At 40.0% G+C, this 17,202-nt stretch carries 10 protein-coding genes; 6 read left to right on the forward strand and 4 right to left on the reverse strand.

Annotated features, from left to right (window positions below; translation table 11 throughout):
• Window positions 1-6 precede the first annotated feature (6 nt).
• Entirely contained in the window at window positions 7-1,545 is a 1,539-nt protein-coding gene (locus QPX86_RS16930) for a curlin (protein WP_220753902.1), read from the forward strand.
• 85 nt (window positions 1,546-1,630) lie between these two features.
• Here QPX86_RS16930 and QPX86_RS16935 read toward each other — a convergent pair whose 3' ends face one another.
• Together QPX86_RS16935 and QPX86_RS16940 are read right to left on the reverse strand one after the other, a co-directional pair.
• The gene (locus QPX86_RS16935) at window positions 1,631-2,296 is read right to left on the reverse strand and encodes a helix-turn-helix transcriptional regulator (RefSeq protein WP_153912682.1); all 666 of its coding nucleotides are present in this window, start codon (window positions 2,294-2,296) and stop codon (window positions 1,631-1,633) included.
• 229 nt (window positions 2,297-2,525) lie between these two features.
• Window positions 2,526-3,131: a DUF2238 domain-containing protein gene (locus tag QPX86_RS16940; RefSeq protein WP_285163281.1), complete on the reverse strand. Its 606-nt coding sequence runs from the start codon at window positions 3,129-3,131 to the stop codon at window positions 2,526-2,528.
• 151 nt (window positions 3,132-3,282) lie between these two features.
• Here QPX86_RS16940 and serA point away from each other — a divergent pair, with 151 nt between their 5' ends.
• On the forward strand, window positions 3,283-4,512 hold the full coding sequence (gene serA, locus QPX86_RS16945; RefSeq protein ID WP_285163282.1) for a phosphoglycerate dehydrogenase: 1,230 nt from the start codon (window positions 3,283-3,285) through the stop codon (window positions 4,510-4,512).
• A gap of 152 nt (window positions 4,513-4,664) precedes the next feature.
• Window positions 4,665-5,624: a tRNA-modifying protein YgfZ gene (gene ygfZ / locus QPX86_RS16950; RefSeq protein WP_285163283.1), complete on the forward strand. Its 960-nt coding sequence runs from the start codon at window positions 4,665-4,667 to the stop codon at window positions 5,622-5,624.
• A 195-nt stretch (window positions 5,625-5,819) separates the two neighbouring features.
• Here ygfZ and QPX86_RS16955 read toward each other — a convergent pair whose 3' ends face one another.
• Complete coding sequence (locus tag QPX86_RS16955; protein WP_285163284.1) at window positions 5,820-6,839, reverse strand: response regulator; 1,020 nt, start codon at window positions 6,837-6,839, stop codon at window positions 5,820-5,822.
• Window positions 6,840-6,866: 27 nt separating this feature from the next.
• On the reverse strand, window positions 6,867-12,158 hold the full coding sequence (locus tag QPX86_RS16960) for a PAS domain S-box protein (RefSeq protein ID WP_285163285.1): 5,292 nt from the start codon (window positions 12,156-12,158) through the stop codon (window positions 6,867-6,869).
• A gap of 390 nt (window positions 12,159-12,548) precedes the next feature.
• On the opposite strand from QPX86_RS16960, the gene QPX86_RS16965 reads away from it, so the two are divergent.
• Genes QPX86_RS16965 through QPX86_RS16975 form a run of 3 tightly spaced genes read left to right on the forward strand, consistent with a single transcriptional unit; the run spans window position 12,549 to window position 17,018 of the window.
• Window positions 12,549-13,229, forward strand: a complete 681-nt coding sequence (locus QPX86_RS16965; protein WP_220753896.1) for an ABC transporter ATP-binding protein — start codon at window positions 12,549-12,551, stop codon at window positions 13,227-13,229.
• Entirely contained in the window at window positions 13,222-15,858 is a 2,637-nt protein-coding gene (locus QPX86_RS16970) for an ABC transporter permease (RefSeq protein WP_285163286.1), read from the forward strand. Before QPX86_RS16965 ends, QPX86_RS16970 begins: the two co-directional genes overlap by 8 nt.
• Window positions 15,855-17,018, forward strand: coding sequence for a lipocalin-like domain-containing protein (locus tag QPX86_RS16975; RefSeq protein ID WP_407696600.1), 1,164 nt, complete (start codon window positions 15,855-15,857; stop codon window positions 17,016-17,018). The genes QPX86_RS16970 and QPX86_RS16975 overlap by 4 nt, the downstream gene beginning before the upstream one ends.
• Window positions 17,019-17,202 lie beyond the last annotated feature (184 nt).

Consider the following 17,202-nt stretch of genomic DNA (forward strand, 5'->3'; position numbering starts at 1 on the left):
CGTCAAATGAAGTCGCAAACAAAATTATCTTTAATTTCTCTTGCCATAACAGCCAGTCTAGCCTTACCCGTTTCTGCTACAGGGTTTTCACTTCCTGAAGCAGCATCAACTGAAAAGTCAGCTGCGGTAATCGCTGCTGTTAATAACCAAACAACTGTTGAACAGACTGGTGTAGGACAAGACGCACTTGTTTCTCAATCAGGTACACGCCATGTAGCAGAAGTCACTCAAATTGGTAATGATCAAATTGCCGAAGTGACCCAGTTAGGTGATTGGCAAGAGTCATATATTACTTCAGAAGGTGATGGAAACTTTGTAACGACTAACCAAGTAGATGACTGGCATATTTCGAATGTCGGTATTGAAGGTAACGATAACCAAATCACTGTTGATCAATCAGGTTTTTGGAATACTAGCGAAACCACAGCTATTGGTAATAATAATATCGCAGATACTTTACAGGATGGCGCTCAGAACAATAGCATTATCCAACATGTAGGTAATGATAACCTGACCCAAACCACTCAATATGGAGGTGCTAACTTGGCAGTTTTCCGTGTTGAAGGTAATGGTAATGAAGGGGTCATTACTCAAGATGGCAATAATAACCAAGCTGGACTTGTCGCTTCTGGTGGTACTGCCAATGTTGGTGATGGCAATAGCTTATTCGTTGATCAAATAGGCGATGATAATTTTGGTGCAGTCATCGGTGTAAATGGTAATGACAATAGTTTTGAAATTAACCAGAATGGTTTTGCCAATACTGGTGTTGTAGCAAGCCTTACAGGATCTAACAATGATATTGTTATTGACCAGACCGGCGATTTGAATGGTGCAGTGATTGAGTTCGCAACTGGGGATAATAACCAAGTATTTATTTACCAAGATGGCACAGATAACCAAGTCGGTGATACTAACGTGGCGGTAATATCAGGAAACGACAATATCATCGATATTGACCAATCTGGTATTTCAAATCTGACTGAGTTCGAAACTATTGGTGACGGAAACTTAGTAACAGTGCTACAAGATGGTGAGTCTAACTATGTTGCATCAGGTACGTATGGTTTTGATAATGAAGTGACTATTAGCTCTGAAGGAATGAATAACGAAGCTGCTGTGTTCGTGGAGTTAGATCAGAACATGGTTACGGTGGAACAATCTGGTGAAACGAATTTGGCATATGTTGACACCTTCGGTTTTGAAAATGAAGTATCAATGGAGCAAATTGGTTCAGATAATGAAGCAACGCTAACTAACGTCGGTATTGCTCAAGTCATTGATATAGCTCAAGACGGTGAATTTAACCTTACAGACGTAGCGTCATTTGGTGATGAACATGCCATTGATATAGTTCAAGAAGGTACTGGAAACTGGATTGGTGGTGACGATGGTTACTTCTTGGTTGAAGGTTACAGCAATAACTTGACCATATCGCAAATGGGTAACGATAACTTAGTGATTGGTGCACAAACTGGTGATAACGGTATGATTAATGTCTCGCAAACGGGTGACTTCAATACCGCTACTGTTTACCAAAATTAATCTTAGGTAATTTACAATAAAAAGGGAGCCTTATCGGAAGGCTCCCTTTTATATTTTTGCTAAAAAATTAAATCAAGCACCTGATTTAAGCAAACTCGAAATGGGCTTGATAAGTTTGCGCCCAACGTAATAACTCTACGCGATTTCTAGATTGAGTTTTACGGAAAATTGAAGATATGTGCGCTTTAACGGTATGCTCACTGATACATAAACGATGCGCAATTTCTTTATTTCTTGCCCCACTTGACACTAATTGGATAATTGTTCTTTCGCGACTTGTCAGCATCTGCAACATAGCCACAGTATCTGGTGGTATTTCGGTATTTGCATCTAATTTTTGTACTAACCTGCGGAATATTTTACTGATTAATGGTCTGTCATACCACAATTCATCAGCAACCATTTTACGTAAACCTGTTAGCATTAAATCCATACGTTGATCCGAGTACAGTAAACCTCTCACTCCGAGTAATAACGCAGACTCTTGATCTAAAGAGCCTCGTTCAACTTGATAAAGTGCTACAGGAACGTGATTAACTAAACGTGAAACAAGTAAAGGTATCCCTTTGCTGTCTAATGCTGCTCCTTTTTGAGCAACTAAATAGAAACTATTGGTATTTTTGTCGACTTCCAAATCACTTGCGTGTTTAACAATTCTGGTTTTAAGACCTATTGATTCCGCAAGAATGGCAAGATTACATGGCGCCGCAACTTGGTGTAGGAAAACTAATTCATCAATATTTGAGCTCATCACTTTTCTCCCTGAAAAGCACACCTAACATCTCGACTTAACGAGTTTCTTCCTGAAATGTTGATAACAAAATCACAACAATACTCTATATTAGTACATTTTACCTAGTTCATAAGATATTTTTGTCATACGAAGGCATTAAATCAGTATATAAGTTGTTATAAAACACTCTATTAATAGCATACATAACCATTATTAACGCTAATAAATTAGCATTAGTCACTATTTTTTACTTATTAAATAGTGATGCTAACTGCTTATTATGCCAATGGGTGAGCAACACTAATGCACTAATACCTCCTAATAAGGCCATAAACATATCTGATTGAGTATCCCAAACATAACCTTGGGTCCCTAAAAAGGCCTCTGCGTTTTCGCCTGTACCAACGGCGACCCACCACTCGATTAGCTCGTAAAAAGCAGAAAAAGCTAACACAAAGCACACCGATAAAAATTGGCACCAGTAACCGGGTTGTAAAACTCGATTTCTTAAGAAAACTTCACGAGCTAGAATCGCGGGAATAAAGCCTTGGGCTAAATGGCCAATTTTATCATAGTTATTTCTGTCACTTCCCATCCACTCAGCAATCCAGTGAAACAAAGGCACTTCAGCGTAGGTATATTTCGCACCGACCAGTAACACACAGCAATGAACCAGAATTAATACATAAGAAAGTGACGTTAAGGGAAATCGCTTGCGAGTGAAAAATAAGATAGGAATAGCCAATAAAGCAGGAAGTGCTTCTAACCACCAAGTGAACATATCTTTAGGCGAAGTCACCGACCAAATTAACACTGCACAATAAATTACTATCCATATAACTTTCTTATTCAAACTAAATCCCTCTTAGATGATATTGTTCTAGAATTAGAATATTAACTTTAGCCATCTAGCCCTCTACAAGTGTTAAAAAAAGTGCTATTTTGGTCGAGCGTTTATATCAGCATAACATAAGCATAACTATTGATAAGAGGGTACCCATATCATGGCGAAACACTCGCTTGACAAGGATAAAATAAAAATCCTGCTGTTGGAGGGCGTCCACCAAACTGCGGTCGATGTACTTGAGCGTGCAGGTTACACAAATATTGAATACCACAAAGCATCTTTACCAGAAGGTGAGCTGCTGCAATCCATTAAAGATGCACACTTTGTCGGTTTACGTTCCCGCACTCAATTAACTGCAGACGTGTTAAACCATGCTGAGAAATTAGTCGCCATTGGCTGTTTTTGTATTGGTACTAACCAAGTCGATATTGCTGCAGCAGAAAAGCTCGGTGTACCTGTATTTAATGCACCGTTTTCAAATACTCGCTCGGTCGCAGAACTCGTATTAGGTGAGATCATCATGCTAATGCGTGGGATCCCACAACGAAATGCCCATGCTCATCGTGGCGGTTGGTTAAAAAGTGCAAGTGGCAGTTATGAAGTCCGTGGTAAAACTCTTGGGGTGATTGGGTATGGGCATATTGGTACACAGTTAGGCATTCTTGCTGAAACCCTAGGTATGCGAGTCGTATTTTACGATATCGAAGATAAGTTACCTTTAGGTAATGCTAACCAAATCCACTCTTTGGAACAATTATTGGGCGAGGCTGATGTTATCAGCTTACATGTTCCAGAAACTCCGCAAACAAAAGATATGTTTGGCGAGAAAGAGTTCTCTCAAATGCGAGAAAAAAGCATTTTCATTAATGCTTCTCGTGGCACCGTTGTTGATATTGATGCACTTTCAAACGCATTAAAATCAGAACACCTTGCTGGCGCAGCAATTGACGTATTCCCAGTTGAGCCTAAATCAAATGATGATGAGTTTATTAGCCCATTACGTGGTCAAGACAACGTCATAATTACCCCGCATATTGGTGGTAGCACAGCTGAAGCCCAAGAGAATATTGGGATTGAAGTCGCTGGGAAACTAGCCAAATATTCTGATAACGGCTCTACAGTGTCTGCGGTTAACTTCCCAGAAGTCTCTTTACCTCAGCACAAAGGCACATCGCGTTTACTGCATATTCACCATAACCGTCCTGGTGTACTGATTAAGATTAACCAAGCCTTTTCAGAAAAAGGCATCAACATCGCGGCCCAATACCTGCAAACAACTGCAGAAATTGGTTACGTTGTTATGGAGGTTGATTCTAATCAAGCAGAACAAGCTCTTGGCGAATTAAAAGCGATTGAAGGCACGATTCGAACTCGTGTTTTATTTTAAAATCGAGCATTGAAAAATTGCCATTTAACTAGGCATATAAAGTGTGAAATAAAGCTATCTTCATTCAATTGAAGGTAGCTTTTTCTTTTGAGCGTAACTGAATTCCGTTACACTCAAGCCATATCTTTGTTGGTCATCTTAGGAATTAGTTTATGACACTTGCAACTGCGCAGCCTGATTGGGATTTTTTAAACACTTCCCCAGACTTATTAGTCGCCAATCTCACTCATTTAGGCTTAATTGAAATTACCGGTGAACAAGGTAAAACTTTTATTCACGGTCAAGTGACAACTGACATAGTGTCTTTAAAAGATGATCAATGGCGCTGGGGCGCACATTGTGATGCTAAAGGTAAAATGCTTTCAAGCTTTAGAACTTTTGCCAATGAAGATCAACTCATGGTACTGCTGCCTGTTTCTGTATTGCCTCTAAGCCTTGCCCAGTGGCAAAAGTATGCGGTTTTCAGTAAAGCTGAGTTAACAGATGTCAGTGCAGAAAAAGTCATTCTTGGCTTTGCTGGAGCAAATGCTGAAACATTTATCACTCAACAATTCGGTGATGTCACCGCTGAATTAAGCAGGTTTGATAATGCGACTATCGTTAAAGATAATGAACGCTTTATCGTCATCACTAACAATGAAACAGCTATTGAACTGGTTACAGCTTCAAATCAAACGTTACAAAATTCATCGACTTGGCAAGCTCTTGAGATAAAGTCAGGCTACGCCAATATTGATGCTAACCACAGTGGTGAATTTGTGCCTCAAATGTGTAACGTACAAGCCGTCAATGGCATTAGCTTTGAAAAAGGCTGTTACATGGGCCAAGAAACGATCGCAAGAATGAAATATCGTGGCGGCAATAAACGTGCGTTATACATTCTTACAGGTACCACTTCAGAAACTGTCACCAGTGAATCTCAGATAGAAATCGCTGATGAAGATGGATTTAGACGTGCAGGTAAAGTGATTGAATCCGTGCAGCAAGATGGCAAAGTGTTGCTGACTGCAGTGCTTGCCAACGACACCGAAAATCATGCTAAGCTACGTATAAAAGAAGATACAGCAAGCGAGCTAAGTGTTATTCCATTACCATACTCTTTAGAAGACTAATGGTAACCTAGGCCGCTTATTTAGTTAAGTGCTAGTAAGTTAAGTGCTAGTAAGTTAAGTGCTAGTAAGTTAAGTGCTAGTAAGTTAAGTGCTTAGCAAAATATGTTTTAGGCGCTTTAGCAAAAAAGGATAAATACCTTAAGTATTTATCCTTTTTTACATTTCTAAATCACGTAATGGTTTATTTGAACCAAATCAAAATGTTTCTTCATGTTGTGCTTTAATCGTTTTCACATCATCTAATACCGACTTAAACTTCTCCACCAGCTCTGGATCAAAATGTTTACCGGACTCTTTTTCGATTAAACCCATAGTATCTTCAACCGTCCACGCTTTTTTGTAAGGCCGCGCTGATGTTAACGCATCAAATACATCCGCAATAGCAATTATTCTCCCTTCAATAGGGATTTCCTCTCCACTAAGTCCATTGGGATAACCGCTACCATCCCATTTCTCATGATGACTTAGGGCAATACGTTTAGCCATTTGCAATAACGGATCGTCATGTTCGCCAATAATCTCAGCGCCTATAGCCGCATGAGCTTGCATTTCTTTCCACTCATCCGCATCAAGCTTCCCCGGTTTTCTTAAAATGGCATCAGGAGTGCCTATTTTGCCAATATCATGCATAGGCGCTGCGTTATATAACAACTCACAAAAGCGCGAAGAGTGGCCTGCTGCGATGGCAAGTAATCTGGCATAATGGCTCATACGTATTACATGCAAACCTGTTTCATTATCTTTATATTCTGCAGCTCGCCCTAGCCTTCGAATAATTTCAAAGCGTGTTTCTCTAAGCTCTTTAGTTCTAAGCTCAACTTCTGATTCTAATAGCCGCTTTTGGTCATACAAACTTAAATGAGTTTTTACCCTTGCCTTAACAACAGCTGGACTTACAGGTTTAGTAATATAATCAACAGCACCGAGAGCGAAACCTTGGGTCTCATCTTCAGTATCAGCGAGGGCGGTAACAAAAATCACGGGAATGTGACAGGTTAATGGCTCACTTTTCAATTTTTGACAGACTTCGTAACCATTCATTCCTGGCATCATTACATCTAGCAATATCAAATCAGGAGAGGATTTTTGTGCCAATGCAAGGGCTTTAGGCCCATCAATAGCGACTTTAATTTTGTAATCGGCTCCCAGAATCCCCACTAAGATATCAATATTCTCAGGAGTATCATCAACTATCAGCACGGTCGCTTTTTCCATGTTAATTACCTATATTCCTTGTTTATATTAATCTGTCGATGAATTAAGATTCTGCCGTAATTGCTTTATCTGCTCTAACGCATCTTCAAATTGATAACCTTTAATCATTAACCCAACTGGTTTTAACTGTTGCCAAGTTTGCTGACTCACTTGTTGCTGTAAGCTATCAATCATATCTGTTGCACTAGCATCGCCTTCATCTAGTAACTCTAAAAGCTTATCTAATAACTCAACAAAGGCGTCATTGCTAATGAGTTCAATCGATTCAACACTTTCCTTTAGCTCATTATTATTCAGCCATAAATCTATCGCGTCACATAATGATTGAACCAATTCGTCTGTGGCATTAAGTTCAACTGAAAACTCAACTTCGTCAATCAAGTTCTTTTCAAGTTCCTGAGCAAGTTCAGAGAGTTTATTGCTTGCTAAATTTCCAGATACTCCCTTTAGCGTATGGGCAAAACGAATAGCGTCATCTCGATTATTAGTTTCTACAGCTGTAGATATTTGCGATGCAATATTGCGTTTCCCTTCGACAAAACGGGTCAAAATCTTTCGATACAATCTCGCTGAGTTTTGTACTAACTGTAACCCACGGTCGACATCAATATCAGGATGCTGTGGCCATGTTTCCACTATATCTACAGATGCTTTTTGTGGGCTGGCTAACTCGATAGCGACATTATTTTCGCCCAAATATTTAATTAAAGTTTGATACAGTAAAGAAACTTCTATGGGTTTTGCCACATGATCATTCATGCCAACGTTTAAGCACTTTTCTTTATCACCCGCCATCGCATTTGCGGTCATGGCAATAATAGGTAATAGCTCGTAAGCCGCATTTTTACGAATATGCTCTGTTGCTGTATAACCATCCATCACAGGCATCTGGCAATCCATCAATACTAAGTCAAAGTCTTGCTGGTTAAGTTTGTCTAATGCAATTTGGCCATTGTCAGCAATGGTGAGTTCAATCCCCACTTGCTCTAAAAACTCAGTGGCGACTTCTTGGTTCATATCGTTATCTTCAACTAACAATATTTTCTTGCCTTTGAGCTGGTCTAACAAAGCTTCATTAAGCTCAGTGGCTTTCGCTCTCACAGGCATATGCCCCTGCTTGCCTAGAGCTGACATAATGGCATCAAGCAAACGTGAAGCACTCACTGGTTTGGTTATGTAGCCATTAATGCCCAAGCGATTAATTGAATCAGTAAACTCAGCAGTTGCATGCGCCGATACCATAATCGTCAATGGCGGATTAGCGCTTTGATTGATAATCGTCTCAGCAGTTTTTAATCCATCAAGACCCGGCATTTTCCAATCTATTAAGGCTAGTTGATAATCGTTAGAATGGCACTTGGATATAGCCTCTGTACCATCTTTGGCTAGCGCCACATTAAAGCCCATACTGGTAAGCATAGTTTGCAAAATATCTCGGGCGGTTTGATTGTCATCAACAACCAATATCTCCATTCCTTCCAACTCTTGAGTGACCTTCAGTTGTAAGTCGTCAGCCTGACTCACATTAGCAGTGAAGTAGAATGTACTACCTATACCACGCTTGCTTTCAACTCCAATTTCACCGCCCATGAGCTCAACCAGTTGCTTACAAATCGCTAAGCCTAAGCCAGTACCACCATATTTTCTGGTGGTTGAACTATCAGCTTGGCTAAATGACTTAAACAGTTTATTGCACTGCTCAGGAGTGAGGCCAATACCGCTATCTCTAACACTAAACTTAAGTTCGAGTTCATCACCTTGCTGAGTGATAGATTCAATCGCGAGGATCACTTCGCCCCGCTCAGTAAACTTGATGGCATTATTCATCAAATTAATCAGCACTTGACTCAATCTCAACGGATCGCCCATTAAGTGACTAGGGATATTGGGCGCAACAGAGAACAACAACTCCAATTGTTTATCGGCGGCTTTTGCGGCAAACATATCGCTGAGATCTTCCAGCATGGTATCAAGCTGAAACGGCACTATCTCAATTTCCATTTTGCCGGCTTCAATTTTTGAAAAGTCCAGAATATCGTTAATGATCCCAAGCAAGGATTTTGATGCACGCTCAATTTTTTCAACGAAATTATGCTGTTTTTTGTCTAAGTCCGTTTGTAAACACAGATGAGACATACCAATAATCGCATTCATAGGTGTTCTAATTTCGTGTGACATGTTAGCTAAAAAGTCACTCTTGGCTTTACTTGCCGCATCCGCATCATCTTTCGCTTGTTTTAACTCGTTCGAGACCGTCATTAAGCTGGTAATATCAGCCATAGAAACTACAGATGAAGTCACTTCACCTTGATCGCTCTTAAGCGCAGCAAAGGTCATGTCCATCCAAATAACTTCACCGCTTTGGCTGAGCACTCTCGGTTCAATATTAAAATTATCAAAAGCGCCACTGACTAACAGTTCAAATCTTTCTCTGGCGAGTTTTTTATCCTCGACGGCCATAAACTCGAAAAAGAGCTTACCTTCTAAATCATTTGAGTTAATGCCGATATTACGACCAAAGTGTTCATTACAATTAATGATCACACCATGAATATCGATATTCACAATGCCCATTTCCGCGGTGTTAAGCAGGGTTCGTAAATGCTTTTCTCGGTCTGCAAGGCGATTTTCGGCATTTTTCCTGTCAGTGACATCCATTAAGTAGCCATTCCAGAGCACTGCATCATTGGCTAACGCCTGACCTTTCGCCCCAGCTTGCAGCCAGATAATTTCACCTGAAGGATGTCGATATCTAAATTCTGTGACCCAATGAAGGCCCTGTGTACTTTTACCCGATAGATCATCAATGACGGTTTGTCTTTCGCTATCAATAATTCGACCAATCAATAAATCAAAATCTTGCATTAACATGTCACGTGGAAATCCAATGATGCTTATGCAGGCTTCTGATAAAAAGCTAAACTCCCGCTCAGTCTCTGAATGCCATATCATTTGGTAAACTAAATTAGGTAAGGATTCTGTGATATTCTCTAATTGTTTTTGAGAGTTTTGGATGGTTTCAAGGGCACTTTTTCTTTCAGTAACATCATTGATGCTGCCGTCAAACCATAAAGGTGTGCCCTGCTCGTCATAGCTGGCTTTACCTTTTTCTTGTATCCATTTGATACTGCCATCACGGTGATAAATACGGTACTCAACATCGAAACTTTGCTGAGTGTTAATTGCCTCAGATATTGCAGCAAAACAAGCTGCATCATCATCAGGATGAATAATGGTATTAAATTGCAGCTTGTTACTTTCAATAATGTCAGATGCTGGATAACCAGTAATATCAGCAATATTGTTACTGACATACTCCATAATCCAATGATCACCAATTCGAGTTCGGTAAATTGCCCCTGGAATATTTGCTACCAAGCCTCTAAATCGACTTTCGCTATCTTTGATCTTTCTTTCTATTGCCATTTGATTCGTTAAATCACGGATGGTTGCCGCTATTTGTTTTTTGCCGTCATGTGCAATAGGCAATAAGGCTAAATTAATTTCCACCTGCATTTCAGATGTATCAGACTTTAATGCAACCCAGCCTTCTTTAGGTGTAGTGAAACGTGTTAGTCCTTGCTCTAAAAACACTGCTCTTACAGCATCATGTTTGCTCCTATATCGCTCAGGAAATAACAACTCCACATTAAGCTTTAATAGTGCATCAGCTGAATATCCGAATAACTCTTGGCAGCGGGTATTGGTGAAAATAATCCCCCCCTGCTCATCCACAATTAACATCGCTTGTGGTGATGACTCGATTACAGCATTTGACCATACTGCAGCAGAGAATTGCTCGGTGACATCGGTAAAAAGCATTTCTACAGAAATTAGCTCACCAGAGTCGGCAACTAAAGGTTGCATGAAAACATCTAAGCGTCTTATTTCACTATCACCAGCGAGCATTTCAACTTGATGGGCTGGCACCGATTTGCCCTCAAGTGCTTGTTCCATGTAATTCCAATTAGCTTCATTAATTGGATCACTGGTAAACATACGTTGGTACTTGCGTTTTAGTGTGTCGGCATCGACTTGCAACACCTTTTTAACCCCATCACTCACTTGAGCTAATTGCCCATTAGCATCTAATGAACAATAAAATGATTTATCACTCATACCATCGATTAAGCTTGCGAAACGACTACCGGTAGAGTCCTTTAATGCCAACTCTCTTTCTTCAAGCAAAGCAGCTAGTTGGTTAAATTTTTGGGTTAATGTTGATACCTCGGAAATATTAGAACGATCGGCAGTTAGGCGATCTATCCTACCTTCCCCAAAATCCATAATGCCATTTTCGAGATTTTCTAAGGGTCGACTTAGACGCTTGGAAGCAAGAATACTCGTTAATAACAGCGCAATAGATAAGAGTAATAATATGAATGCTAATCGTGAAAAATTAGACAAAAAGTATTGTCTAAGTTCACTATCACTGGTAGCAATAACCACTTGCCATTTTAACGACGAAACATTGGCAACACTAACAAGAAAACGGTCACCAGAAACGGTTACCGCTTCAGTTTGCCCTGCTATATTATTGGTTAAAAGTGATTTTAATTGGTCATTTTGAGGGTTGTCAGATAGCCACCTATCACTGCTACCTTTTAAGTCACTATTCTTTTCATCGTAAAAAATAATCTGATCATTACTGTCAAGAATCACGAGATTTTTACTGGGGATTTTCATCAAACTTGGTAAGTTGTTTAATGCAAGATCGGCGGTAACAACACCATATCGATCATCAACAGCTCCAAAGGCTTTAGAGTAAGTCATCATTAAGATGTTACCAGCACCTTCATCAAAATAAGGCTCTGACCATACTCCGGTTTTGCTTGCCATCGCGTCAGTCCACCAACTCCAACTTCCATCAGTGTAGTCATACGCTTCTGCCCCAATATCCATAATATGGATCTTGTTACCTTCACGGTAAGCAAACGGAGCATAACGCAGCTTTTGAGTTAAAAAGTTGGGACGGTAAGCAATTGCGCTACCAAAAATACTAGGATTACGTTCGAGTCGGTTGATAAGTAAGTTTTCAACTTTATCGATATCATCATATAAATCATCACTATCGATATAAGTTAAGTAATCAGATAAACCACGAGTGGTATTTTGAACTGAGTCCAGAACAAAATTAAGATGATTGGCTGAAAGAACAGCTTGTTGCTCTAAACGATCATAGACATCATTTTCATGTTCTTGGTAATTAATCCAGCCATTAAACCCATATACTAATGCCATGATTAAAATCAATGGCAAGGCAATATAAGCCAAAATTCGACTTCGAAAACTATGAAGCTTTTGCTTATTTTTATCCATAAATACAAGTCTCATTAGCAAGTCGAAATTAGGTTGTCGTCAAGTTAACCCTGCTGATATCCATAACTTGGCTTACTACAGCAACATTCACATTACGTTATGGTTTGATAATTACCAATACATCATAAGAAGGATTAAACTGCTCAAAAAACACTCTTACCACTATAAACCTTAAGCCTATGATTGCAATTACAAATACATCTAAACAATCCACACTCAGTGTAAGCTTACTCCCTTTAAAGGCTAGTCATCGTCGCCATTAGATACAACTAAAGTCGCAATATATTTTCTGAACTATTTTTAATGAATTTAAAATTCCCTTTTAAGATCGATCCTTAAGATCGAAACTATCGTATGATGATGTAATTAATAGATTTACTGGATCTTGTTATGCGAAGCGATGTGAGCCAAGTTGTCAGCCAACTAACGCAGGTATCAAAAGGGTTTACTGATGGTGACCAATATCATCAAGTACTCGATTGCGTCGATTTAACATTGAACATCGGAGACACCATTGCACTAACAGGGCCAAGTGGAACTGGGAAAAGCACCCTACTTAATATTATTGCAGGTTTTGAAAGAATCGATTCTGGTGCACTGCAGCTATTAGGTCAACAAGCTGAGCAATGGCAGGACAATCATTGGAGTGACTTTCGTCGTCAGCAACTCGGTATTGTATTTCAGCAATTTAATCTACTTACCCCATTAAATGTCATCGATAATATCCGCTTTCCATTACAATTGAATCAGTTGAAATGGAGCCCTTGGTGCGATGAACTGATTGATAAACTTGCACTCACTGAGGTGCTATCAAGACCCGTCGAAACCTTATCCGGTGGCCAACAACAACGTGTTGCCATTGCTAGAGCGCTCGTACATCAACCTGCATTACTACTCGCAGATGAACCAACGGGCAACCTTGATGAAAAAGCCGGCCAACAAGTCATGCAATTGCTATGTGAATTAGCACAAATGGCTAACACAACAGTTTTGATGGTGACTCATAGTAATACTTGCGCCAATTACATGCACAGACGTTGGCATTTAGAGCAAGGTAAAATCCATGAGTAATATTCGTGCTCAAACTGACGATGCCAACAAACCAATTGTGTCCAAGATAAATACATTATCTGAAATAGGTTTTAGTTTACGTGTTTTCTTTGCCCATTACCGGCATGCGCCTTTGCAAGCTGGCGCTATTTTACTTGGCATAATCTTAGCTGTGACCTTACTTATTGGGGTTAAATCAACTAACGAGAATGCTGTTCGAAGTTATAGTGAAGCAACTGAACTCCTAAGCCAAAGAGCCAGTTTACTTATTACACCTACAGCCGGGGAGCGTTACCTTAATGAGCAAGTTTATTTTAGATTACGTCAATCTGGCATAAGCAACGCCTTAGCCATTGTGAATGGCCTTGTAGTGGACTCACAAGGAAGACGCTGGCAAATTCAAGGCAGTGATTTATTTGCAGCAATCAATTTACAAGTCAACCAGACAACATCAAGTGACAACAATGCAGATGATAACGCCAGTCAAAATAACGCCTTTGTTAACCCTAATATCCCTATAGCTAGATTACTCGCGGCTGAAAACATTCTATTAATGAGTGAGTCCTTGGCAGATAAAATCGCCCCTAATGGTGAGTTTTATTTGCAAGATTCCAGCAAGGAGAATGCTGCCACTATCAAACTAGACGTCATCGGATTAAATGATGATTTTGGTCTAGGTAACGCCATCGTGGCTGATATTTCACTGGCACAAAAACTATTACATCAGCCAAACCAGCTCTCTTACATTGCGTTATTTGATAATCCTGAGTTATTGATTAAACGTATTAATCAGCAAAACCTGCTTCAAGAACAAGCTAATATTACCGAACAAGATCAAGGCCAAGCTCTACAAGAGCTCACTCGTAGTTTTCATTTGAATCTCAATGCCATGAGTATGTTGGCATTTGTAGTTGGACTTTTCATCGCCTATAACGGGGTGCGCTACAGTTTAATGAAGCGGCAAAAATTACTGGTGCAATTGCTTCAGTTGGGCATTCAAAAAAAACGTTTAATGCTGGCATTAATTTGCGAACTAATGCTACTGGTTATAATTGGTTCAATAATCGGTTTTATCCTTGGACTGCAACTAAGTTTGTGGCTACAACCTATGGTGGCAATGACCTTAGAGCAACTCTACGGTGCTAGACTTATGCCGGGTTCATGGCAATGGCAATGGTTAGCGCAAGCAATTGGGCTGACTTTATTTGCCGGACTATTAGCTTGCTTACCTCTATATAGACAACTCACCAATCAACCCCTTGCACGAATAAGTACTAAAACTAACCAGGTTCGCCACCTCGTTCGAACCCATAAGGTTCAATTTATCCTTGCAGTACTGAGTCTAATTGCTTGCGCGATTGCCTTTCCTTTTGCCAAGCAGTACCAAGTCAGTTTAGGGTTAATGGGCGTGGTGATTATCGCAATCCCTCTTTTGCTGCCGCTTACCATATACAAAATAAGCCAATGGCTCGCACATATCTTCCCAGCGGGTATATGGCATTACATGATTGCTGAAACCAAAGAGTTAATCGGGCCTTTATCGCTTGCCATGATGGCAATGCTATTAGCGTTAACGGCCAATATCTCTATGAATACCTTAGTGGGAAGCTTTGAAGTCACCCTAAAAACATGGCTCGAAAGCCGTCTACATGCTGACTTATACATGCGCCCTTCAGGCGATAAAATTCTCGATATACAAGACTTTTTAAGCGATAAAGAAAAAGTCAGTGGTGTTTATACCCAGTGGACTGTTCAGTCACAGTATCAAAATATGCCAGTTGAATTGGTAACCCGTGACTTATACTCAACCAAAGTCACCAGCTCATTAAAATCTCAAACCAGTGATTTATGGCAAGAATTTCAATTAGGCAATCAAATCCTCATCAGTGAGCCTATCGCCATAAAATACGGTTTAAACCTTGGTGACACTTTTGAAATAGAAGCTTTTATACAAACCTCGAGCTCACAATTATCTCGAAATACCTTGGAATCTAGTGACACATTACCCACCATTGGCGGAATATTTTTTGATTATGGTAATCCTAAAGGCCAAGTCGTCATTGACCAGGAATTATGGAAAAAAGTAGGTTTACCCGAAAAACCCAAAAGTATTGCAGCCAGTTACCAAGGTGACATCAGCGAACTTGAGCAATTGTTAGTCGACAGTAAACTAATCTCTAACGCGCAAATGTACAACCAAGCCAAGATAAAGCAACAAGCCATCGCCATGTTCAAACAAACGTTTTCTATTACCATGGTGCTCAACAGCTTAACCTTGATGGTTGCGGCCATTGGCTTGTTCAGCGCTTGTTTAATGTTAACCCAAGCTAGGCAAGCACCACTGGCTAAGCTTTATGCTTTAGGAATAAGCAAAGGCAAGTTAAGAATCATGACATTTGTGCAGATGCAGCTCATTGTGCTTCTAACATGCTTGGTAGCATTACCTACTGGCGCCGTTTTGGGGTACTTACTAATTAACAAAGTGACCTTTCAAGCCTTCGGCTGGAGTATCGCCATGTTATGGGACTGGCAAGCTTATATTCGAGTGGTGTTTATAGCATTAGCCACTAGCGCTGTCGCCATTGCAATTCCACTTTACTGGCAAACAAGAAAGCCGCTGATTAATAGTTTGCAGCAGGAGGCCTTATGAAACCGATAATCTGTCCATCATTTGTTGTATCTGTTAAAGCCAAGCTTGAAAGAACCATTTCATGGCTACTGTTGCCAGCTTTATTGATGTTAGTGGCTTGTCAGCCTGAGCCCGCTACAACTATTAGTATGGGCGGTTTATTGGGTGAGTCACCTTCACAAATGGAAGATTACGACAGTGTCACACCTGATTATCAATTTTCTTTTCCTGCCGATCACCAAAGCCATGACAATTTCCGTCAAGAATGGTGGTATTTAACCGCCAACATGCAAACACAAACAGGTGAGCAACTTGGTATTCAATGGACACAATTTAGAATTGCACTTGCAACTAATAGCTCAAGCGATGATAAAAAAACTAATTGGGCAACATCACAGATGTATATGGCTCATGCCGCGTTAACCTCAAAAAGTAATCATCAAGCAGCCGAAAAATGGTCTCGAGGCCATCCAAACCTTGCCACTATTAGTGCCCAGCCATTCACTGCAAAATTAGATAACTGGCAATGGATTAGTGAATCGGATGGGCTTTTTCCTGCGACATTATCTGTAGCAAACGACGATTTTAGTTATCAGTTGTCTTTAATAAGTCACGCTCCAATGCAACTGCAAGGTAATAAGGGTTACAGCATTAAAAGTGCTGATGCTGCCGTCGCCTCCTATTACTATAGCCAACCATTTATAGATCTAACTGGCACGATTACACGCAACGGAAAACAAGAATTGGTTTCTGGTAAAGCTTGGTTAGATAGAGAGTGGAGTTCACAATTTCTCACCAAAGCCCAACAAGGTTGGGACTGGTTTTCCATCAGATTAAATGATGGCTCTGCATTAATGGTGTTTCAGCTTCGCGGCGCAAATAAAGATACGCCCGATTTTTATAGTGCTAGACGAATGTTTTCTGACGGCTCAGGACGAAATATCAATAGTTCGCAATCACCTGATGATATTTCAATGACGCCTATTAATTGGCAGCAAACCGACAGTGGCAACTACCCCACTAGTTGGCAACTAGCAATAAATAGTGAGCAAATCGATGTCACTATCAGTGCGCTAAACCCTGATAGCAATATGCCATTATCCATTGCTTATTGGGAAGGTCCCATTAACGTTATTGGCAGCCATAATGGCAATGGTTATATGGAGTTAACTGGATATTAGTGTGCGTTACTCCCTATGTGATACACACTAAACAATCCGCACAGAAAGCACTAAGGTAAATGGTAAGAGAATAAAGAGTGAATGATTAAATTAAAACCAACTTATGAACAAAATAAAAACAATCAATAAAACCATTTAAATCTACTACTTCCCCTTCATTTTCTCCCATCTTCACCTAGAATCA

Source organism: Shewanella goraebulensis, from assembly GCF_030252245.1.
GTDB lineage: Bacteria > Pseudomonadota > Gammaproteobacteria > Enterobacterales > Shewanellaceae > Shewanella > Shewanella goraebulensis.

Bases quoted from the DNA above. Each gene is read 5' to 3' on its own strand.
- QPX86_RS16930 (WP_220753902.1), top strand. From the start codon at position 7: ATGAAGTCGCAAACAAAATTATCTTTAATTTCTCTTGCCATAACAGCC.
- QPX86_RS16935 (WP_153912682.1), bottom strand. From the start codon at position 2,296: ATGAGCTCAAATATTGATGAATTAGTTTTCCTACACCAAGTTGCGGCG.
- serA (WP_285163282.1), top strand. From the start codon at position 3,283: ATGGCGAAACACTCGCTTGACAAGGATAAAATAAAAATCCTGCTGTTG.
- ygfZ (WP_285163283.1), top strand. From the start codon at position 4,665: ATGACACTTGCAACTGCGCAGCCTGATTGGGATTTTTTAAACACTTCC.
- QPX86_RS16955 (WP_285163284.1), bottom strand. From the start codon at position 6,839: ATGGAAAAAGCGACCGTGCTGATAGTTGATGATACTCCTGAGAATATT.
- QPX86_RS16960 (WP_285163285.1), bottom strand. From the start codon at position 12,158: ATGGATAAAAATAAGCAAAAGCTTCATAGTTTTCGAAGTCGAATTTTG.
- QPX86_RS16965 (WP_220753896.1), top strand. From the start codon at position 12,549: ATGCGAAGCGATGTGAGCCAAGTTGTCAGCCAACTAACGCAGGTATCA.
- QPX86_RS16970 (WP_285163286.1), top strand. From the start codon at position 13,222: ATGAGTAATATTCGTGCTCAAACTGACGATGCCAACAAACCAATTGTG.
- QPX86_RS16975 (WP_407696600.1), top strand. From the start codon at position 15,855: ATGAAACCGATAATCTGTCCATCATTTGTTGTATCTGTTAAAGCCAAG.